This is a genomic window from Nocardia sp. CA-119907, assembly GCF_050955995.1.
Classification (GTDB): Bacteria; Actinomycetota; Actinomycetes; order Mycobacteriales; family Mycobacteriaceae; genus Nocardia.
The window spans coordinates 5,318,195-5,338,367 of record NZ_CP192091.1 but is presented as its reverse complement, the minus strand read 5'-3'; the positions used below and the strand labels follow the sequence as shown (position 1 = coordinate 5,338,367).

Sequence of the window (20,173 nt, the reverse complement as noted above, 5' to 3'; positions counted from 1 at the left end):
GCGGGGAGGGCTGATGAGTGCCACACCGATTCAGCCGCGGGCGCTGACCGAGCTCGAGTCCGGTGTCGTCACCAAGCTGCTGTCGTCCGGTGCCACCGGTGCGGGTGAGTTCCTGTCGCAGATCCCGTTCGCGCAAGTCGTCGCGACTTTGGGTGTCGGTTCGCCCAGCGTTGATCTGGCGGTGCTGCCCGGTGCGCTGTCGGCGTCCGGATCGACGGGCGGGATCTTTGCCAGCGGAGCGGTCACGGACCGCAACGGGGCACCTGTCGGTGAGGTGATCCTGTGGGTCGAGAACGGCAGGCTCAACGGAATCGAGTACGCCTGGTATACCGAGGAGCGCCCACGGGCGCTGCCAGAGCCTGCGCGGATCGAGGTTCTGTAGAGCTGTCCTCACTCGTGCAGCACCTAGTCGAGTGTCGCCTGGTCCTGTGCAGCGGGCGCACATGCCTCCATGGCTATCCGTCCCGAATTGGCAGTTTCGGAAGTTCGGTTTGCGCGCGGTTACCGAGATGATCTCGGTCCGTTGATCTTTGGGCGTGCCGCGCGGCCGCCTCGTATAGCGCGCCATGCGGCGTATACGGACGTTCGTTCATGTCCTAGACAAGACCGGTGGTTCGCAATTGGGCTGAATAGATACAGCTTTCGTCGCCTAATACAACTCGGCAATAGAACAACCAGCTGGCAGACTTGATCATCATGTCGAGCAACGATGAGTCCGCGGCTGTGCATACGCTGCCCCAGCTCCCTAGTGACGAGGTAGCAGGGCGCAGCTTGGGCCGAGCAATGGTGGGGTTGGGTGGTCTCGGAGTCCTTTTCGGGCTCTTTCTCCCACTGGCGCACGACCCCCATTTCGACGCCACGTACTCGCTGATGGGGTCGCGTCAGTTCGGCACGCCAGGCGTTTGGGTGCTGCTCATCGGAACGGTTCTGCTGCTCCTCGCCGCGTGTCTGATGTTCGAGAGAGTCCAGACCCCGGAAAAGCTTGCAGCTTTACTCGTCCTCGCATGCATCGAAGTCGTCGGATCCGTGTTCGCTACCACCGTCGCCTTCATCCTGATATGGACTGACTCCCGCAGTCATATCACCGGAGCCGACTTCAGATACGGCACAGCGGTACTCCTGCTCTCCTCCGCATTGACGATCGCCGGCGCGGTGTGGTGGTGCATCCACGGGAAACGGGCTAAGCGACCATGAGCGCGCACCCAGGCCAACCGCGCGATACGCGGCTATGAGAGTGCGTACCGAAAGCCCAATGCGGCAGTCCGCCAGCAGGACTAACGTCTTCTCCTCGTGAACAGTCCTTCCGACTCGGAGTCTGTGTTGGCGTTTGGTCGCTTCGAGCCGCGCAGGTCGCAGCATGTGTAGGCATCGAAGTGAACCGTCAACTCACTCTCGTAGCACCGCCTGAAACCGGCGGAACGCGCTGATGCGTCGCGAGATCCACGACTGGCCTGGCGGTGCGTGAATGTGCTCGGCGTGGATCGCAGCTATGCCGTCGTACCACCTGCGAAGGCGCAGCAGGGCTGCCTGGAACGTGCCATCGTCGAGTGCGTGCCCGATCGTTCCGTCGCTGAATCGCTCGGCCCGCACTATCGCGGTCAGCATTCGGCAGGCCTCGGCGACCGGGGCATCGGCCAGACCCTGGCCGCCTCGATGCAGCCGGATACCGTCCCAATTCGTCCAATCGAACCCCACGATCGCGTCCACTTCGTACAACGCGTGCTGGACGTGCCCCACGGCGTCGCTGTAGACGGCGTAGGGCATGCACAGAGAACCGTCGGCGTTCTGGGTGCGGATCTCCCACGGGCTGGGCTGCTCAGCGAGCAGCTCGTCCACCGCGGACCAGAGCTGCTGCCAACGCTTGGGTGGTGAGATGAGCAGCTGTGCCTTGATATCGGAATCGCTCGGCTCCACGTCGGCGCGGTACCTCTCTATTCTGGTCGTACGGCGGCCGTTGACGGGCGACTGACCAAACCATCCCCCGGCAACCAACAGGTCGCACTGCCAGGTATCACCCCCCGACCGGCGAGTCATACGAGCGATCACAACCGCGCCGAGGCTTGGCTCTGGAAGCCAGAGCCATGCACACTCTCTCAGTCGTCGGTTGGTGTTGGTCTCAGTAGGTTAGACGCGGACCATGCACGTTCGGTTCCATCAACGATCTCCCGATCCGAACCATGCATCGGTGGCCGCCTGTGGAACAAGCTAATCGCCGGATAGGACGACGATTCCGGTGGTCTGAATCTTCAAGGGCGGCCGTGGATGTCGGTTCGTCGCCGCAAGTGCTCGGATGAGGTCGGTGACGAGTTTGCGTTGCTCGCGGCCCAGGAGAGCTGCTTCCGGTGGCGGGATGTAGGGCTCGTCGAGCTCGAGCGCGATGCCGGACCAGTGCGCGACATCGCGCACGTCGAGCTTCAAGGCTTGAGCTACGGCGCGGATGGTGTCGATCGAGGACGGGTGCTCAGGGTTGTCGATCAGTCGGCTGACGGTGGTCGGGTGTACACCGGCGGTGTCGGCGAGTTCGTTTCGGCTGGTGATATCCGCTGCGGCCATGGCGGAGGCCCAGGGTTCGGGTATGGCGCGCTTGCGTGGCATGTCCACAAGGGTAGGGCATGTGTCCACACTGACATAGCAACTAGTGCACAAAGCGCGCATCTTGTGCACGTAACAGAATCATATATGTGTATTGAGCTGCGGAAACATATTTCACCGATCTAGGTTCAGATGGCCTTACATGGATTCTCCTGATACTGTCTGCTCCAGGGAGAGGAAACAGGAGGGTGGCCAGGATGGTCTATCGGGCGAGGTTGAAGTCCCGGACAGCATTACGTGAGGCGATGCAGACCCAGGGTGTGCCGGTGCGGGTTCTTGCCGAGCGCGCCGGGTGCGGCAAAAGCATCGTTGGGCTGTTGCGGTCGGGGGCGCGGAGTTCGTGCAGCCCGGAGCTTGCGGCGAAACTCGCTGCGGCACTGGATGTCCCGGCCGAGCACATGTTCCGGATCGAGGAGAAGAGGTAGCCGAACAGAACGGAGATCAGATTTCGTCTACGGGAGAAAAGGTTGACCCGGCGGGCTAGCACTCCGCCGGGTCGGTGCACATCTACGGGAGTAGTTATGCGGTATCAGTTTAACCCGGCCACCATGACCTTGGCGGCCGGGCAGTTCGCCTACCCATCGCGCGGGTGGTGGTGATGGCGTTCGAGTTCAAGCCCGCGGTCCGGCGAAAGAGCAAGGCGCGCATGGCGCTGGCCGGGCCGTCCGGGTCGGGTAAGACCTATACCGCCCTCGCGCTGGCCTCGGAATGGGCACACCGTGAGGGCGGCCTTGTCGGCATGGTCGACACCGAGCACGGCAGCGGCAGCAAATATCAGGGCCTCAACGGTTGGCAGTGGCAAACGGTCGAGCCAGAGCGGTTCTCACCCGCGAGTCTGGTCGAGATCTTGGGGGTGGCGGCCGGTCATGGGTTCACCACGTTGATCATTGATTCCTGGTCGCACTATTGGATGGGCCAGGACGGGATGCTCGAGCAGGTCGATCGCCGCAAATCGGGCAGCAACAGCTTCTCGGGGTGGAAGGAAGCCAATCCCGACGAGCGCCGGATGGTCGACGCGATGCTCACCTTCCCCGGGCATCTGATCGTCACCATGCGCACCAAGACCGAATACGTCGTCGACGAGGACGGCAAAGGCCGCTCGGTGCCGCGCAAGGTCGGTACCCGACCGGTGCAGCGGGAAGGCCTCGAGTTCGAGTTCGACATCGTCGCTGACCTCGACCTGCGCAACAACCTGCACATCTCCAAGACTCGCCTGCCGTTTCTGACCAACCAGGTGATTCCCACCCCGGGTGCGGAGCTGGCCAACCAGATCGCGGACTGGCTCGACGGCGGCGAAGACGTTCCCACCGTTGCTGAGTTCCGGCAACGGATCCTCGACGTGGAATCCATGGACCAGCTGCGCGCGGTCTACCTCGAGATCGAGTCCTATCGGATGCTCGGTGCACCCACGGTCGACCTCGAGGGTTCTCCGACCACGTTGCGGGAGTTGATCGTGGCGATCAAGACAGCCATGGAAGCGGTGGACGCTAAACAGGCCGGGCTCCGCGCCTCGGTCGAGACCTCCGAGAACTACGGGCAGGAGAGGGGGTGAGAACGAATGACGAAACGGTGTGAGGCACACGGGTGCGAGCACGGGTTGCTCGACACCGCTGAGATCGCGGCACGGTTGAAGGTGACCAAGCAGCTGGTGTTGCAGTGGCGGGCACAGGTGAAACCGCATCCTTTGGCGGACAAGGGGTTCCGGCTCAATGGCGATTCCGGGCCGCTGCGGTGGCGGGAATGTCACTACCACCAGTACCTCGATGAGCTCGCGCAGCCGAGGTCGGCATGAGCCCCCGCCGCGGGCGTTCTCAGCCCAGCGCCGCACGCATCGCCGCTGAGAACGCCCGCATGGTCTTTGTCGAGGAGTACCGGTTTCTGCGCCAGTCGCTGATGAGCCACGAGGCGATTGCCCGCAAGCTCGGAATCACGGTGGGCACCCTGCAGACTCGGATCCTGCGGTATGACTGCCTGATCCTCTCGCCAGCCGAGCAACGCATCTCCGACAACCTTGACGCCCTCATCGAACACGGACAGCCGTTCACCCTCGAGCAGGTCTGTCCGCTCGATGACGGGACAGTCCACTGGCTGATCAGCGCGGCCCTCAAACGGGGTCGCATCCGCTCATCGCAGACACGGTCCAGCAGAACACAGCAGCCCCCGGTGTACACACCGGTCCGGCGCCGCTCATGACCGCGCACGAGATCGCCAGTACGCCAGCGCTGTTGCCGCTTTCGGGCGAGCGTGACCCGTTCGGCGACGGCCAGGAATGGGCTGTGATTCACCAGTGCCGCGACATACACGGCCAGGTGGTGCGCGTGCTGTATGAGTGCCGCTACCTCATCGAGAGCGGTCGCGGTAGCGCGTGGGTGACCGAACGTCGCTGGCACGACGGTGAACACGAATCCCGTGATGTCGAGCCGATCGACTGACGCCGCCGATCCGACGCGCACTCACCGGCTCGATACCGTGGGCGCGGTATCCGGCACTCCCGCTGCCGAGGCCAGGAAGGACGGCCGCGCCTACATCAAGCTGAGCCTGGACTTCCTGGAGAACCATCGCACGGGTCCGCTGTCGCCGGTGGCGAAGCTGACCCTGATCGGGTTGTGGATGTACTGCGCACGTAACCGCACCGACGGAGTCGTTCCTGCTGCGTATGTGCGTCGGGTCGTTCGCAAACGCTTTCGTGAGGTCTTCACTGCGGCGGGATGCTGGCATCACCGTGAATGCACCACGGCGGCACCGTGTCTGCATGGTGTCTGCGCGGCGGGCGCGTCGTGCGGGCAGGGTGTCTATGTCCTGCACGACTACGGCAAGCATCAGAGTCTGCACTCATCGACTGGCGATAAGCCCGCGAGGGACACGCGCGCCTATATCAAGCTGAGTGTCGATTTCCTGGAGAACCATCGCACCGGCCCGCTGTCGCCTGTGGCGAAGCTGAGTCTGATCGAGTTGTGGATGTATTGCCACCGCAACCGCACCGACGGCGTCGTGCCCGCCGCCCAGGCCCGCAAGATCGCGCCAGGACGCATCCGTGACGCACTTACCACGGCGGGATGTTGGCACCATCACGAGTGCACCGCGGCGACGCCATGTCGCCATGGTGGGTGCACGATGGCGGCGCCATGTCGCCAAGGTTTCGCCATCATGCACGACTACCGCCGCCACCAAACCATCCATTCCGACCCGATCCGAAGGCAGGAACAGGCCAGGTCAGCGGGTGAATCCGGTGGTCTGGCAAAGGCGGAGAACAGGCGCCACACGGCTAGCGAAATCGCTAGCGAAACCACTGACGCCGGAGGGGGCCTCGCGTACGCGTCTCACAAGTTACAAGTCATATATTCTTCTATTCCTTTGGGAGACAACCCTGCGGTAAGTAACGCGCGGGAGGGGAAACCACAGCGGGAGAAACCGCCATCACCATCACCATCACCGCAGTCGCAGTCGCGGTCGCAGTCGCAGTCGAGGCTGGGGCCGCGGGCTCGTCACGGCGGGCACGACGTCGCTGACCGGCTCAACGCCGCCGCCCCGGAAATCCCGGCCACCCAGGCGATGCGCCGCCGCGTGCTGGCCCGGATGGTGCCCGACGCCGTTGAGGTGCTGGCCGACCCGCACGCCGGACCGATCCGCCACGCCCAAGCCCAAGCCGAGCTCGACCGAGCAGCCGCGGTCATCGCCGCCCGTGCCGAATTCCTCGATACCGGCGACGTGGTCGAAAACCCCAAGGCAGACCGGCTTTTCGACCCGCACGGCGACACGGGCTATGCCCGGCGGATGGCCGCCGCGCAGCATCCGCTGCCCGTCCCGGACCCCGTCACGCCTGGCGAGGTTCGGGCGATGGCGTTCCGGCTGGCCCGCGACCACATCGACGCCATCACCCGCCACGGCGGACGCGCACCCGGCAGCGCGCGGGAAGCCATGCGCGCCGAACTCGAAGCGCTGTTCGGCGACGGCGTCCACCAGGACGTTCTGCGCGCCGAGCTGGCCGCGATGCTCAACGGCGGAATCTGGGCGGCCTCGAAGCTGCGTGAACGCCTCCACCAGGCGCGCACGTGAACGCCGAGAACTGGGAGCAGCCCGAGATGTGCGATATCGAAGCCGAGCAGCAGATCCTCGGTGCGGCGCTCTACACCGAAGCCAACACCGAGGTCGCGCGGATGGTCGCTGATATCCCCACCGACGCGTTCTATCGGCCCGCGCATCAGCTGCTGCACGCCACCCTGGTCGACGTGCTGCGCGACGGAGGACCCGCCGATCCGGTCGTGATCATCGAAAAAGCGGCCAGCAGAGGCGAACTCGGCGGAAACACCCAGCGGCTGCGCATGCTCACCCTTGAGATGCTCGGCAAGGGCATGCCCGGATCGGTGCCGTACTTCGCTGACCGCATCATCACCCTCTGGCACGCCCGCACCGCAGTTGCCGAAGCCACCCGGATGATCCAGAAACTGCACGTCCTGCACCGCAACGGGGACCTGTCGTTAACTGGTCAAGTCGTCGCCCGCGCGCGCGAGGGCTTGGATTTGGATTTCACCGACCCTGCCGCACCGGGAGTTTCGGCGTTACCGCCGTCGGTGGCTGAGCTGCTGGCCGGCAGCGATTCCTACGACTGGCTGATCCCGCAGTTGTTCGAGTACGGCGATCGCATGATCCTCACCGGCATCGAAGGACTCGGAAAATCCACGCTGCTCACCCAGATTGCGTGCGCAGTGACCGCGGGCCTGCACCCGTTCCTGGCCGCCCCGATCACCGGTCACGGTGCGCCGGAATCGGTGTCGCATCGGGTGCTGGTCATCGACGCGGAAAACCTTCCCGGCCAGCTGCGGCGGCGCTACCGCAATATCGTCGCCCGCGTCGACGCGGTCTGCGACCAGCAGAACCATCCACATCCGGACTGGAACGATGAACTGCGCATCGAGGCCCGCCCCGATGGCGTGCGCCTCGAGGATCCGCGCGAGCTGCGTCGCATCGAAGCCGCGATCGCCGCCCATCAGCCCGTGCTCGTGGTTGCTGGCCCTCTGTATCGGTTGAATGCTCTGGATACCGAAGCCGCTGATGGTGCAAGGGAATTGGTGCGGATCCTGGACGGCTTGCGGGTGAAATACCGGTTCACGCTGATCCTGGAAGGCCATATCCCGCACGCCGCCGATGGGCGGTCGCGGTCGGTGCGCCCGATCGGGTCGTCACTGCTGCTGCGTTGGCCCGAATTCGGGTACGGCATCGTCCCCGGACGCGGGCATGAGGACGAAGAGCATCCGACGGTAGTGAACCTGCGTCAATGGCGCTACGCCCGCGACGAACGCCTGTTCCCGCACGAGCTACACCATTCGACCCATGGTCTGCCGTGGACACCGTCAGCGAACTATTTCAGTCTGTGCCGCAGCAGGGGAGTGTTCGACGGTTGAGGTACCGAATTGCATTGTCCAACAACGAAATAGAGGTATTGATGATCGAAATTCAGTGAAATAGACTGTAGTGCAGGGGATTTCATCTGTGGCTAGCACCACCGGAATCGCCTGTGTGAATTGAATACTGCATCTACGGGAGAAAACGATGAAAATCGTCATGGAACTGTATTGCCCGGAAGCGCACGGCAGCGCTGAGGAATCCGGGCAGTCGACCGCGTCACGGATCGTGTCGAGCCTGACGCGTCTGTTGTCGGGGCGGCGCTGTCCGACCTGCCCCGCCCAGATCCTGGAACCGGGTCTCACGATGATCGGCGGGCAGGACCGCGAAACCGGGTACTGCCCCTGCTGCCAAGCCACGTGGCTGCCCGGCCCGCGCATGCGGTTACTCACCGCAGGACGGCTCGTCGGCGTCGAACCCAGTGCACGGCATGGGGTTCGGTCATGATCCGCCGCGCCACCCCGGATATCCGATTCGCCCGCCGCGTGCTCGACACGATCGGCCATCTGCCCGATCATCCGCATTACCCGGGTATGGGGTGGGACCAGCGGGCCTACCGATTCGTCCATATCCAGGACATCGTCCACGCCGATAGCGGTGCGCCGGTCTGTCGGACCACGATGTGCTTCGCCGGGTGGGTCGTCGAGCTCGACCCCGATGTCGCCTGGGCCTACGACTCGATGACACTGCGTACCGCGGGCCTGGCTGACGACACCGTCTGCCCACCGGTCCAACTGGCCCCGGATCTGACCACCGCTCGCGATCTGGCTACCGGCCGCAACCTGCGCGCCAGCGCCTACGCCAGGCGACGGCTCGGACTCACGGTGCGCCAGGGCGACGAGCTGTTCTTCGCCACCAACACCCTCGACGACCTCACTGAGGTCATCGACCGCATCGGCAGGGGCCTGTTGTGAGTGCCGTCATCACCGCCACCGCGCTCGTGGAGAAGGTTCGCGAACTCGTCGCGGCCACACCGGATGCCACTACCCCCACCGCCGCCGACCATCCCCACGGTGACCGCTACGTCATTCGCGACGCAGACGGCCACTGGCAAGGGTCACGGCTGATCGGGCGCGCTCTGCTCGACCTCGGCGCCGACCCCGAGCTGCTCGCCGAGCACGACGCCTACACCCTCAGTGCCGCCGCGACGGTCATGCATTTCGTGTGTTTCGGTGTGTGGGGTCAAGACCTGTTGTGGCTCAACGTCGTTCAATCCCAGGAAAGCAAAGGATGTCGATGGCGCGACGCCCTCGACGTCGCTGATTTACGCATCCGAGGCGTCGCCGGGAGCAGGCTGTGAGACCACCGCTGCCGCCCGGGACCTCCAATCCCATCACCATCGAGAAGCTGCCTTCACACCCTCGTCGACCCGAGCGATGGGCGGCGACCGCTGTCTACCGTGACCAGGCTGGGCGCATTCGGCACCTGCGCGCCATTCACACCGATCCCGACGCCGCTGCTGACGCGCTTGAGGACAAACTAGACGAACTCGGAATCCACTGATGCCACAACACAATCCAACCCGCGACCGTGCCCTCGTCGACGAGATCGACGCCCTCGTCGACGAACAACTTGCCGCCACACCCGATAACGGCAGACCTGAGATGTGCCCGCATTGCCATGATGAATGGCACTCCCTACCGATCCGCAAGACGCTGCTGATGATCCGGCAGCTCTACTGCGGATGCGAAGACTGCGACCGCATTCTCGACGCCTACGACTACGCCAGCGACACCAGCCCCATCATCTGCCCCGGCTCAACCTTCCACGGCCCAGTCGAACCACTCGAGACACGCGCCGCCCGATCAGGCGTCATCGTCATCGATATCGACATCGCCGCACTACTGTGCGAGCCACCTGCCCCGACACCCCTACCGCTGCCGCCTGCGCCGCCGGACGGGTGTGCGCTACGGTTCCCGTTCCCCGCGGCCGAGGTGTACCGGGGACCGGTCTGGGCCTACCGACTCTCGCGACCCTGGCGCGACACCGACTACGTCACGGTCATGCACGTAGAACGCGACATCGACACCCGCACCGGACCCATCACCGAAACTGCATTGTTCCGGTACTTCCCGCCCGGCACACCACAACCACCATCCCGAGAATCGTTCCTCGTCGGAACACAACTCATATCCGTCATCGACGACGACAGCGACGCCGACCACTATCGCGCCGCCATCGACGGGCACGGCGTCAACATCGAAATCGGCGACCACGGCGCACGCCACCGCGCCAACGGGCACGTCAACCCGGACCTATTCGTCCAGCAGATCACCGGACAGATGGTGGTTGGCACAGTCGACTAACCACTGTGTCAACGGGTTCCGCATGTCGTATGCCACCGTTGTGGGTTCTGGCGCAAACACTGATTGCGCCAGAACCCCGTTGTGGGACCACCACGTTGCCAGTCGTGGGACCACCAGCAGCAGGTGATCGACTGAGAGAACATGTTCCAGATCCCTCATGCGGACTGATCATGGCGACGGCGGCCGGATGTCTGGTAGCCGAGTGGGGTCTGTCCAGTGAACGGTGTAACTCGGTTTGATTTGGTTACTTTCGTCCAGCGGACAGGCGTCCGTCGAAGGTGATGTCGAAGGCGTTCAACGCTGCTTTCCATCGGGTGACCCAGCGTTTCTGTCCGGCGCCGGTGGGGTCGAGGGCCATGATCGCCAGGTAGACGCATTTCAGGGCGGCTTGCTCGTTGGGGAAGTGGCCGCGAGCGCGCACGGCGCGGCGGATGCGGGCGTTGACGCTTTCGATGGCGTTGGTCGAGCACACGACTCGGCGGATCTCGGTGTCGAAGGCCAGGAACGGCACGAACTCCGACCAGGAGTTCTCCCACAGTTTCACGATGGCCGGGTATTTCGTGCCCCAGGTCTCGCTGAACTCGTAGAACCGTTCCAACGCCGCGGATTCGGTGGGGGCGGTGTAGATCGGTTTCAACGCTTTGGCGATGGCGTCCCAGTGCTGGCGGGCCGCGTAGCGGAACGAGGCCCGCAGCAGATGCACCACGCAGGTCTGCACGACTGCGGCCGGCCAGACCTGCTCGATGGCCTCGGGCAAGCCTTTGAGGCCGTCGCAGACGAGCATGCACACATCTCCGGCACCACGATTACGCAGCTCGGTGAGGATCTGCAGCCAAAACTTCGCGCCCTCACCACCGTCTCCGGCCCACAACCCGAGGATGTCACGGGTGCCATCGACCGTGACCGCCAACGCAACGTAGATGGGTCGGTTGGCGACCTTGCCGTCGCGGATCTTCACATGGATCGCATCGAGGAAGATCACCGGATACACCGCATCCAGGGGACGGTTCTGCCATTCGGCCATCCCGTCGAGCACCTTGTCGGTGATTACCGAGATCGTCTGCTTGGAGACCTCGGCGCCATAGACCTCCCGCAGGTGCGCCGAGATCTCCCCATGCGTGAGCCCTTTTGCCGACAACGACAGCACCATGTTCTCCACACCGTTCAACCGGCGCTGGCGTTTACGCACGATCTGCGGCTCGAAGCTGGCATCCCGGTCACGAGGGACGTCGATCTCGACTGGACCAACGTCGGTGACCACCGTTTTCGAGCGAGTTCCATTGCGAGAGTTCGGTGTTCCACGTCCAGCCGGGTCGCCGTGGTCATAGCCCAGATGATCGGTGATCTCACCGTCGAGGGCCGACTCGACCACCATCTTCGTCAGCTGCGCCAGCAGCCCACCCTCACCAGTCAACTGCAGACCGTTGGCCCGAGCCGACGCCACCAACTGACCGACCAACTCGGCATCCACCGCCGAGGCCTTCGCGTCCTTACGCTTCGCCACCGCAGCAGTATCGACCACATCGGCCGCCACCACATCAGACATCAAGTGCCACTCCTTAATTGGGAGTTACACCGTTGTATTTACAGTCCCGCCGAGTGCAGGACGACGGTCAGCTGGCGGGCACGCATGTCTAATCATGGGCTAGTCGGTGTCGGACGGTCGGGAACAGAATATGAGCGTGACTGAACCGGAAGCGTCCGTGTCCAAGCCGATCGTGCATCGCAAGCCGACCCTCTCGACCGTCAGGCAGTTGTACGGGACAGCCTTTCGGTGTGGCATGCCTGAGTGCGGCCGTCCGCTCTTCAGGATCGACGACGAGACAGGGGATGCTGTTCTCAACAGTCATGTGTCACATATCTGTGCACGAAGCGAAGGCGGCCCGCGGTGGGATCCGCAGATGAGCGAGGCCGACAATCGCGATGCAGCCAACCTCATTCCAATGTGCATGGAGCATGCCTACGAGATCGACCAGGCACCGGAGCGCTTCCCGGTCGAGTTGCTTCACTATTGGAAACGCCTTCAGATCGCCGAGCACCAAGAGGTTCAGAAGGGGTGGCCGCTCACCGACGATGAAGCTGTGCACGTAATTGAGGAGTCGTTCAATTCCGCGGACTACGGCGTAGCGCTCACCACAGCCGCCAGTGTCACTGCCTTAGCGCGAGCGGTAGGTCGCTTGGTACAGACCGCTCGTCAACAACGAGAACAACCGGCGACTGCTGCTGCGGCATGGCACGCCATGCGCGCTGAGTCCCAGGCGAGAAGCTTGCCGGCTTGGGACGGTGAGACAGGGGAACTGCTTCCGCCTCCTGAGCCTTCAGTGATCCAGACCCAGCCATTCAGGGAGGCTCTGGTTGAGAGCCTTCGGGACGTAGTCGAAATCCTTCAGCCTCTGCTCGTCGATGTCGTCGCCGAGTTGCATGCGGTCCAAGCTGTTTCCAAGCAACTGCAACCGTGGTGTGAATGGGTGGAGGCTGCCGCAACACGAGTGATTGGTGCGTCGGGTCGGTGGCCGGGCCCTCCGCCTCAACAGGATGATGAAGAACTGACGGCGGTACTGTCCGAACTTGGCAGAGCTTCGGCGGCACTAAGCGCGACGTGGCGAGGGGAACCCTCTGAGCAGCCACCGGTGCTGACGACGACCACTGCTGAGCCTTTGGAAAGTGAGGCACAGGGTCAGCTGCGGAAACACGGAGAACTGCTGGACCGCGCGCGTCCGTGGGCCCGCGTGGATACCCGAGGCTATGATGCACAGCTCTACGCCGACCTGGTGGATGCCGCCACGTATGCCGTAAAGCTCCCGAAGACGATGACACACATGCGCTTTGGGCTCGACGTTACTGCTGGCTTGGCGGCGTCGGTTGCACGAAATGCAGACGATGCCACTCTTGCTGAGCTGATAGATGCCGCCACTAACCGGCTTCCGCTGGCGGTGGCTGTCTACTTGCTGCGTCAACTGATGTTCATGGCGGAACAGACCAATCGCGCAGAATTGTATGAGAAGGCTTCTCACCATTTGACCCAGCTGCTAATTGGTGCCGACTGGGCGGATCGTGACCTGTGGGTAGAGAACCGCCATTACGTGCGCTTACTACTCTCCTTTACAGCTTCGATCAGTTCTGATGCGGAGGTAGGAGGCCTCGTTGAAGCCGCGCTTGAGGCCGATTCGTCCTTGCTTGAGCCGATCTTGGAAGGAGTCAGCGAGCATGAGGAACTGCGCGACTCTCAGAACCTTCATCAAGTAATCGCTATCGTCACCCGGATTTCGGATGTGCCGGCTTGGTTCCCAACCAGCGCTGTGGCCCGCGCGATCCGATTTCATTATCCCGATTTGTCCCCTGACGATCGAGGATCCTTAAACGACGGCAGCGAGACCCTGCGGCTCGCTACCCAGCTTCTCGACATCGACTCGCGTGCGACGTAGGCCACCTAGGTGGCTCGTGTCGAACGGGCCTGTTTGAGCGGTGAGGTGGCCCGGTTGGTGGGGCTGGGCGTGTCTGTCGGCATCCGATTGTCGTGTCGGTGATCGCTCGTGTCTTGTTGTGCTCGTTGGTATTTGGTGTGTCGGCCATGGGCCGCGTCCGGAGTCTTCAGGCGGGAGTTGCGGTCCAGCCGCCTGTGGTGTGGGTGATGCCGAGAACGGCGAGGCGAGCGAGGTTGTGCGCGGCGGCCAGCAGCCCGAAATCGGCGGCGATCATGGCTTGTCCGCGCATGCGGGCGCGGCGCCCGCCGTGGCGGCGGCGCATCAGGTGCCCGATCTTGCGTTCCACCTTGGGCCGGGTGGCGCGGTAGTAGGCCTTCAGGCCGGATCGTGCTGGCGTTGACGGCCTGCGGCCAGGTATTTCTCGACGGCGCCGATGGCGATCGTGCGCCCGCCGGCCGCAGTGGTGCACTGCGCGCGCAGTGTGCAGCCGGTGCAGGCGTCGCCGAAATAGGCAGTACCGGTATCGCGGCCGGAACGGGCCTGAATCGGTGTGGTGACCCCGGCCGGCTGATCGCCGCGGCCAGGTGGCTCCGGGCCGGTGACAACGAGGCCGGCGTGCGGGCGTGATGGGCCAGCACTCGCGATCACCTGCCCGTCTTCGTCCAGCCCCACGATCCAAATGACATCGTCACCACGAGCTGCATTCGAGATCGCCGCTATTCGGCGGGCCGCCTTGGCGGGGTCGCCGGGCCATTGTGCTTTGCACTCCACGGAGTCGTCTTCGGCCCGCCCACCGCCGACGACCCGCGTAACAATGTCCAGGACGCGGGCTTCGATGCGCTGCAAGTTCACAGCAGACCAAGGTACTCAGCACGCCGATGGCTCCGAAACCGATTTCCCGCCATCGCCGTTGGCGGCGTCTCGGGGGCGTCCACGTCGGGGTATAGTCGCCGGTAGTTGGCGTGAAGATCGCGGTAGTGGTGGCGGCCAGCGGCGGTGAACAGGTAGTAGGGCTGGCGCGTTGCAAGGGAGTTTCGGTAGCAGAGGTAGCCGCGGCGGCCGAACTGCTCTACCCGACGGCCAAAAGCCAACCTGCAGTGGAACGTCGGGCGATGAGCGCTGCCGGTGTAGTTCCGAACTCCTGATTGTCGGCGCCACCGTTCTGCCACAATGTGGCTTGTGGCGATATGGCGGCACAGAGACCTCGAAGACATCGTCGGCGCGCTGCTGGACTCGGGCGGGTTCACCGAAGCCGCGATTCTGAGACTGGTGCAGCAGATCCCCGCCGAATCAGAGTTTGTCGACTACAAAAGCCGCGGCGAGTTCAAGAAGCCCCGGGGATCCAAACCCTGGTCTGTGGAGCAAGAACACGCCAAAGATGTGTGCGGATCCGCGAACGGTCGGGGTGGACTACTCATCTACGGGGTCGAGGACCTGGTCAAAGTCGACGTAGCTGCGGACCGAATGCAACCCTTCGACGCCTCTTCCGACCAGCACGCCATCATGGAGCAGCTTCGCCAGGATGTACGCGCCTACAGCGCGCCCACCCCGGTGTTCGAGGTGTTCGCTGTCGACAGCGACCTCAAGGCCGACTGCTTCTATCTTGTCGTGGTCACCCCGGCGAGCCCGAACGCCCCCCACGCGGTGACTGTCCCCAGCGGGGAAAGCCGTAAAGCGCTGCACTATTATCTGCGGGTCCCTGGGGAAACCTCTCACCGGTATTTGCTTGAGCACGAAGTGTTCGAACGCTATCAAGGGCGGATCCGCACCCGTACGCAACGCGAACAACGTCTCGAAGAAGTATGGGCGCACGCGCAGCAGGAATTACTCGACCAGGGATCCCACCTCTGGGTTGTGGTCGCGGTCATTCCGGACATGCCCGCCGATGACTTCCTCGGCGCACTCGCACGCAAGGAGATCGTGGAGTGGAATCTGGGCCAGCGCTTCCCCAACTCGATCCTGCAACCCAACAACGTGGTTGGGGACTACCCTTTTCCCGCACCCGGCGCGATGGTGTTCACCAATCTTGATCGGCCGGGCGAGGACCTGGTTCCTGCAGCGAAAAGCACCTACCGCGAAATACATGCTGACGGTACCGCGTTGGCGGCGGTGCGGGTCTCACCGGAGAACCTTGAGTCCGGGCCGGTGGTCTTGGACCCGGACTTCCTGGTCGACGACCTGTGTTCGATGACGCTTCACGTTCTCTCGTGGGCGTGTGAACGATCCGGTGGCCGGGGGACCGCAACGGTGCGAGCCGCACTGGTCAGTAGGACGGGATCCTCGGTGAAGCTCGCCGGCGCAGCCGGAACTCAGGTGCATGGGCTTCGCCAACTCGATCACCGCACGATGCCGGTCACCACGACTTCGACCGATCTCGCCGAACTCGTTGATACCCAAAGTATTCTGCGAGTCGCGAGTGTGGTCGTCACAAGGATCGTGCAAGGGTTCGGTATGCCGGAGCCGCCGTGGCTCACCGAGGACGGTGAGATCGATATGCACCAGTTGCCCCGTGTCGCATTGGGGTACACCCGGGATTGGCTGAAAGTCCACAATGTGTCAAGCTCTGGTCGCTGACGCCGGAGACCGCGATCGATATACGTCCCCCTGGGATGCATGCTCGTCGAGTATCCAGAAGTCGGCATGATCGTGCCTGCGGTCGAAGTTGGCTGGGCACAGCCAGTTAGTTCAGAGAAACAGGCGTGCTCATGGACGCAGGCCGTGGCGAATGCTCGGGCGCACGTTCCGACCGAGACTTTGCGTTTTTCGAAGTGCGCGAGGAACGCATCCCATTCGGCATCGGTGGGCGTGCGGTATTCCTCGCTGGGTGGGTTGCCTGTAGGTTCTGGCAATGTCCTGGGGAACGGTAGCCGTCGGCATATCCGCCATCGTCGTGTCGAGCATCTTCAATTACGTGACTTTGCGGCGGTCGGCCAAGACGCTGGAGCTAGCGGAGCAGACCTATCGACGCACTGAAGAGCGGTACCGGGCGGACCGGATCGAAGCGCACCGCGACAAGCTGCGGGCCGCGATAGTCGACGTGGCCCACCAGGTCACCGTGTGGGAACACCTCGGTAGTTTCTACGCCACGGCGCTGAGGGTGCATGCGCAGCACGTTGAGGACACCGAGCCCGGCGTCATCGTTACCGCCGCCCGGGCCGAGATCGCGAAGCATGACGTCGAGAAGCAGCGGCCAGCGCTCAACAACGTACTGCGGGCTGTGCGCGCGGCCATGCTGCTGGCCGACGAACCCACTAGGGCGCTAGTGGCCAAGATCGGCCGCACGCTGCAAAATGTCACGCCGACCGTGAACACGCTCGACCACGACGACCCGGAGTCGATGAGGGCCATTGCCGCACGAATGAACGAGATACGCGCGCAAGTTGGCGGGGAGGTCAGCGCGCTTCTGACCCACGCCGGAAATGCCCTGGCGTATAAGGAACTTGAAGCCTAGCTAGCGGCCGCGGTCCGCACGGGGCCTACTCATCGCGGCCTTGCGGCCGCAGCATCGAGTCGTCGAGGATGACCAACGCCAACGATCAGTCGGGGCAATGGCTGGTGATCGAATGCATCCGTGACGAGCGGACCGTCAGTCGGCCCGGGTAGTTTCTGCGCACGTCTGCGCGAGTTTGCTATGGACCGCTGTTAGGTTCTACCAGCATGTGTGGGATTTTAGAGAATCTGCCCTGTTGGTGTCACTCCGTGTACGGTGCGTCGTTCACCCAGTTGATGACGTGGCCGTTGGTGACAAGCCAGTGAAGGCGGCTGCCAGGAGTGGTGGCGGCCTGTTTGACCATTGCTTCGGACACGATGTCCTTGAAGGCCCGCTTGTGGCCGGTCTTCTCTCGTCTCGGGTAGCGGCTCAGCAGATCGTCCACCCACCCGGCGTCGTACTCGAAATAGAGTCCTCCGTAGACATCAACGAAAGCACCTTCCCCGACGAACCCGACCGGGTCGTGTCGCAGCAGGTTGCCGATATCCAGGTTCATGTGGAGACCGATGGCCCGGCTAAGTTCGTCGGCGCGCTCGCTCAACACCCCAGCATCCAGCGCGATCCGCATCGCGGCCTCGGCACCGGCTACGGCGAAACACCTACCCGGGACAGGGTGTTCGAGGTACAGGTCGTGCAGCAGGCACGCCGCAAAGCACAGCTCGTCGTACTCGGGGGCGAGTTGCCCGCCCCGGGTTTCGAGCGCTGCTCGGGCAAAAAAGTAGCTACGCATCGCGTGGTTCCAAACCCCCTCCGACAGCTGTGATGCAGCTGCCTCTACCGCGGCCAGCGCCAGGTCGGTGCGCGGAAGCTCGCGGCCGAAATCCAGTCGCACAGTTCCGTGTTCACCGAGACGGTTCTTCATCTGATAGATCCAGCGGGTACTCGTACCCATTAAGAAACGTCGAGTGAACCGGTCTTGTATTTCTGTCGTCATTATCCCGCCAGTGGTCTTTGCCCATTCCCATGTGCACCCCGCTGTCGCCGCCCTGTCACGCATAACCGTCGCCACCATTGCTTCTCCTGTCCACCTCGGCCGCATTAATCGGCCCGAATCCCGGAATGTGAAGGATCCCCCAATTTCGATGCGCGACGCATTTGAATCTTGGTATCAAGCATCGGTTGGGATGTCGACGGGGTCAAGGTGGTGAACGCCGTAGATTTGATGCGCGTATTCGTGCCATCCCGGACAGGGCGTGTGGGGGCGGGGCGTGATCCCGTAATTTCTGTACGGGATCACGTGACAGTCAGAGCTGTTCTTCACATCGGCTGGCAGGGATCACGCCTATGCCGGTAGCCGGTGGGGATGTCATCGGGGCAGGTAGAGACTGGCAGTGGCCGACGGGGGCTCCCATTCGTCGTCGATGGCCGTGATGTACATGTCGTACCCGGTTGGCACATGGATGAGTTCGCTGGTCTGGGTGATGATCCGGATCTGGGTTCCTTCGATCGTCCCGTCTTCCACCCTTACGAACAGGTCGGTGTCCAGTGCATCTTTTTCTGCCATGTCGTTATGCCAAAAGTGGTCGAAGTCCGTTTTGTATTTTGGTGCGGCAAAACGAGATTTGAACTCTTCGATCTCTTCGTCCGGTTGGATATCTACCGCAATGTTGGCGATACTGGCAAAAAGTAGATGTGTACGTGTTTCCCAATTAACCACCGCAGCGCGAGCGACAGGGCTTTTCAGCATCCATTCGGCGACGTTCATTCCTATCTCTAGTCCCTGAAAGGGTGCGAGGAATGCCGGGTTGGCCCATTTTAGGTCGTACATCGGTTTGCTGAGGTACGCCGCGCCGGTGCCGATTGCTTTGAGTAACTTGACGTGATCGCGTGTCGGTTCGGACGGCAGTTTGCCGAACCTTTTCTGTACTGCCGGAAACAGTTGCGCAGTAATCTTGGGTATGTACCAGTAGCTGGTGCCGAGAACTTCTAGCGTCAGCTCCACAACAGCCTGTGACGGCTGCGTCTTGCCAGCCTCGTACTTTTCGAATGAGGACTGCGATCTTGGGAGGGTCTCATAACCTTCGTCAGGCTCGGACTCCATTTTGACGTCAAGAAGCGCTTGGTAGGCATCCATGAACTTCGGAAGAGATTTATATATCGGATGCTTGGTTCGGCGCCGCTTCATGAATCGCCCGTATTTAACTTTGGTGTCGACCGCCACCCTTCTCTCTCCTCCGCAAATAGGCGCATCTCCAAACAGGCACATCTCCCCCTTATCGGCGGCCTGCCCGCCGTGCGACTGTGCCCGATGATGCAGCTACCGTCCCATGAAGGTGTTTCCTGGGACTGTAGCCGCATCGGCGTGGCTGGAGAAGATCATCTCCATCACACACCGTACGGTGACGGCTCCGCACTACCAGGCGCGGCGGGCCGTATCTGCTTCGCCACCAACACCGATCGCACACCGTTGATGCAGATCACGCAACTACACACCGCGGCCAGGCTGCCAGACTGACACCCAGGGCGCGAAGATCAGAATCTGATGCACCGGCTGAAGCCGCCAGTGTCCTCCCGAACGATCCCGTAAACAATGTCCGGGAACGAGAGCAGATCCCGCATATTTCTTACGGGATAGCGCATGGTGTCCAGAGGGCAGGTGCGGAGAGATTCGATCTCCAGCACATAATCTACGGCGGAACGGCGATTGACAAACTGTCACCATTCCCACAATGCTTGACTCAATTGTGATGCCCACCCAAGAGTGGCATCAAACCTAGGTAAATCCTTTCATTTCCGAGCTGTCAGGTGGGCAGCGATACAGAGCTGGCGCGCCAGCCCTGAGCCGATCACTACCGGATGAGGACAACGGCATGACGAAACCTGAGGGCAGGCGATGTGATCAACCGAGAGCATATGTAGTCGCTACCTCGGTCCTGACTGAGCCCGCAGCGTCCAGGCTGATTGGACGGCTCTGTGGTCATCTATAGACCGTGGTCGTCGGTATCGGCACGCAAACT

General features: G+C 62.8%; 21 protein-coding genes. 14 read left to right on the top strand and 7 right to left on the bottom strand.

Annotated features, from left to right (window positions below):
- Positions 1-13 precede the first annotated feature (13 nt).
- Both ACQP2D_RS23445 and ACQP2D_RS23440 read left to right on the top strand, forming a co-directional pair.
- On the top strand, positions 14-382 hold the full coding sequence (locus tag ACQP2D_RS23445; RefSeq protein WP_433678060.1) for a hypothetical protein: 369 nt from the start codon (positions 14-16) through the stop codon (positions 380-382).
- A 314-nt stretch (positions 383-696) separates the two neighbouring features.
- Entirely contained in the window at positions 697-1,194 is a 498-nt protein-coding gene (locus ACQP2D_RS23440) for a hypothetical protein (protein WP_433678059.1), read from the top strand.
- A gap of 192 nt (positions 1,195-1,386) precedes the next feature.
- Here ACQP2D_RS23440 and ACQP2D_RS23435 read toward each other — a convergent pair whose 3' ends face one another.
- A complete protein-coding gene (locus ACQP2D_RS23435) occupies positions 1,387-1,914 on the bottom strand; it encodes a DUF6508 domain-containing protein (protein ID WP_433678058.1) in 528 nt (175 codons plus the stop codon).
- A 291-nt stretch (positions 1,915-2,205) separates the two neighbouring features.
- Positions 2,206-2,595, bottom strand: coding sequence for a helix-turn-helix domain-containing protein (locus tag ACQP2D_RS23430; RefSeq protein WP_433678057.1), 390 nt, complete (start codon positions 2,593-2,595; stop codon positions 2,206-2,208).
- Positions 2,596-3,190: 595 nt separating this feature from the next.
- Here ACQP2D_RS23430 and ACQP2D_RS23425 point away from each other — a divergent pair.
- The 9 genes from ACQP2D_RS23425 to ACQP2D_RS23385 all read left to right on the top strand — a co-directional run bounded on the left by ACQP2D_RS23425 (position 3,191) and on the right by ACQP2D_RS23385 (position 10,301).
- On the top strand, positions 3,191-4,144 hold the full coding sequence (locus tag ACQP2D_RS23425; RefSeq protein ID WP_433678056.1) for an ATP-binding protein: 954 nt from the start codon (positions 3,191-3,193) through the stop codon (positions 4,142-4,144).
- 6 nt (positions 4,145-4,150) lie between these two features.
- On the top strand, positions 4,151-4,384 hold the full coding sequence (locus ACQP2D_RS23420) for a hypothetical protein (RefSeq protein ID WP_433678055.1): 234 nt from the start codon (positions 4,151-4,153) through the stop codon (positions 4,382-4,384).
- On the top strand, positions 4,381-4,785 hold the full coding sequence (locus tag ACQP2D_RS23415) for a hypothetical protein (protein ID WP_433678054.1): 405 nt from the start codon (positions 4,381-4,383) through the stop codon (positions 4,783-4,785). Before ACQP2D_RS23420 ends, ACQP2D_RS23415 begins: the two co-directional genes overlap by 4 nt.
- Positions 4,782-5,024: a hypothetical protein gene (locus tag ACQP2D_RS23410; protein ID WP_433678053.1), complete on the top strand. Its 243-nt coding sequence runs from the start codon at positions 4,782-4,784 to the stop codon at positions 5,022-5,024. Before ACQP2D_RS23415 ends, ACQP2D_RS23410 begins: the two co-directional genes overlap by 4 nt.
- Before the next feature lie 37 nt (positions 5,025-5,061).
- A complete protein-coding gene (locus ACQP2D_RS23405) occupies positions 5,062-6,648 on the top strand; it encodes a hypothetical protein (RefSeq protein WP_433678052.1) in 1,587 nt (528 codons plus the stop codon).
- On the top strand, positions 6,645-7,994 hold the full coding sequence (locus tag ACQP2D_RS23400) for an AAA family ATPase (protein WP_433678051.1): 1,350 nt from the start codon (positions 6,645-6,647) through the stop codon (positions 7,992-7,994). The genes ACQP2D_RS23405 and ACQP2D_RS23400 overlap by 4 nt, the downstream gene beginning before the upstream one ends.
- Before the next feature lie 444 nt (positions 7,995-8,438).
- Entirely contained in the window at positions 8,439-8,909 is a 471-nt protein-coding gene (locus ACQP2D_RS23395) for a hypothetical protein (RefSeq protein ID WP_433678050.1), read from the top strand.
- A complete protein-coding gene (locus ACQP2D_RS23390; RefSeq protein ID WP_433678049.1) occupies positions 8,906-9,295 on the top strand; it encodes a hypothetical protein in 390 nt (129 codons plus the stop codon). The genes ACQP2D_RS23395 and ACQP2D_RS23390 overlap by 4 nt, the downstream gene beginning before the upstream one ends.
- A 202-nt stretch (positions 9,296-9,497) precedes the next feature.
- Entirely contained in the window at positions 9,498-10,301 is an 804-nt protein-coding gene (locus ACQP2D_RS23385; RefSeq protein WP_433678048.1) for a hypothetical protein, read from the top strand.
- Positions 10,302-10,545: 244 nt separating this feature from the next.
- Here ACQP2D_RS23385 and ACQP2D_RS23380 read toward each other — a convergent pair whose 3' ends face one another.
- Positions 10,546-11,847, bottom strand: coding sequence for an IS256 family transposase (locus tag ACQP2D_RS23380; RefSeq protein ID WP_433678047.1), 1,302 nt, complete (start codon positions 11,845-11,847; stop codon positions 10,546-10,548).
- Between the two features lie 136 nt (positions 11,848-11,983).
- Between ACQP2D_RS23380 and ACQP2D_RS23375 the strand changes: the two genes are divergently transcribed.
- Positions 11,984-13,726 (top strand): hypothetical protein, encoded by a 1,743-nt coding sequence (locus ACQP2D_RS23375; RefSeq protein WP_433678046.1) that lies wholly within the window; start codon positions 11,984-11,986, stop codon positions 13,724-13,726.
- A gap of 166 nt (positions 13,727-13,892) precedes the next feature.
- Here the strand turns inward: ACQP2D_RS23375 and ACQP2D_RS23370 are convergent, their stop codons facing one another.
- Both ACQP2D_RS23370 and ACQP2D_RS23365 read right to left on the bottom strand, forming a co-directional pair.
- A complete protein-coding gene (locus ACQP2D_RS23370) occupies positions 13,893-14,072 on the bottom strand; it encodes a transposase (protein ID WP_433678045.1) in 180 nt (59 codons plus the stop codon).
- A gap of 29 nt (positions 14,073-14,101) precedes the next feature.
- Positions 14,102-14,578 (bottom strand): transposase, encoded by a 477-nt coding sequence (locus tag ACQP2D_RS23365; RefSeq protein ID WP_433678044.1) that lies wholly within the window; start codon positions 14,576-14,578, stop codon positions 14,102-14,104.
- 327 nt (positions 14,579-14,905) lie between these two features.
- On the opposite strand from ACQP2D_RS23365, the gene ACQP2D_RS23360 reads away from it, so the two are divergent.
- On the top strand, positions 14,906-16,300 hold the full coding sequence (locus ACQP2D_RS23360; RefSeq protein ID WP_433678043.1) for an AlbA family DNA-binding domain-containing protein: 1,395 nt from the start codon (positions 14,906-14,908) through the stop codon (positions 16,298-16,300).
- A 274-nt stretch (positions 16,301-16,574) separates the two neighbouring features.
- Entirely contained in the window at positions 16,575-17,177 is a 603-nt protein-coding gene (locus ACQP2D_RS23355; RefSeq protein ID WP_433678042.1) for a hypothetical protein, read from the top strand.
- Between the two features lie 241 nt (positions 17,178-17,418).
- On the opposite strand, the gene ACQP2D_RS23350 is transcribed toward ACQP2D_RS23355, so the two are convergent.
- Entirely contained in the window at positions 17,419-18,078 is a 660-nt protein-coding gene (locus tag ACQP2D_RS23350) for a phosphohydrolase (RefSeq protein WP_433678041.1), read from the bottom strand.
- A 444-nt stretch (positions 18,079-18,522) separates the two neighbouring features.
- Positions 18,523-19,377: a hypothetical protein gene (locus tag ACQP2D_RS23345; protein ID WP_433678040.1), complete on the bottom strand. Its 855-nt coding sequence runs from the start codon at positions 19,375-19,377 to the stop codon at positions 18,523-18,525.
- Positions 19,378-20,173 lie beyond the last annotated feature (796 nt).

Excerpts from the sequence above, each read along its gene's own strand:
- ACQP2D_RS23410 (WP_433678053.1), top strand. The coding sequence starts at position 4,782 with ATGACCGCGCACGAGATCGCCAGTACGCCAGCGCTGTTGCCGCTTTCG.
- ACQP2D_RS23445 (WP_433678060.1), top strand. The coding sequence starts at position 14 with ATGAGTGCCACACCGATTCAGCCGCGGGCGCTGACCGAGCTCGAGTCC.
- ACQP2D_RS23355 (WP_433678042.1), top strand. The coding sequence starts at position 16,575 with ATGTCCTGGGGAACGGTAGCCGTCGGCATATCCGCCATCGTCGTGTCG.
- ACQP2D_RS23430 (WP_433678057.1), bottom strand. The coding sequence starts at position 2,595 with ATGCCACGCAAGCGCGCCATACCCGAACCCTGGGCCTCCGCCATGGCC.
- ACQP2D_RS23420 (WP_433678055.1), top strand. The coding sequence starts at position 4,151 with ATGACGAAACGGTGTGAGGCACACGGGTGCGAGCACGGGTTGCTCGAC.
- ACQP2D_RS23440 (WP_433678059.1), top strand. The coding sequence starts at position 697 with ATGTCGAGCAACGATGAGTCCGCGGCTGTGCATACGCTGCCCCAGCTC.
- ACQP2D_RS23385 (WP_433678048.1), top strand. The coding sequence starts at position 9,498 with ATGCCACAACACAATCCAACCCGCGACCGTGCCCTCGTCGACGAGATC.
- ACQP2D_RS23350 (WP_433678041.1), bottom strand. The coding sequence starts at position 18,078 with ATGAAGAACCGTCTCGGTGAACACGGAACTGTGCGACTGGATTTCGGC.
- ACQP2D_RS23415 (WP_433678054.1), top strand. The coding sequence starts at position 4,381 with ATGAGCCCCCGCCGCGGGCGTTCTCAGCCCAGCGCCGCACGCATCGCC.
- ACQP2D_RS23395 (WP_433678050.1), top strand. The coding sequence starts at position 8,439 with ATGATCCGCCGCGCCACCCCGGATATCCGATTCGCCCGCCGCGTGCTC.
- ACQP2D_RS23380 (WP_433678047.1), bottom strand. The coding sequence starts at position 11,847 with ATGTCTGATGTGGTGGCGGCCGATGTGGTCGATACTGCTGCGGTGGCG.
- ACQP2D_RS23425 (WP_433678056.1), top strand. The coding sequence starts at position 3,191 with ATGGCGTTCGAGTTCAAGCCCGCGGTCCGGCGAAAGAGCAAGGCGCGC.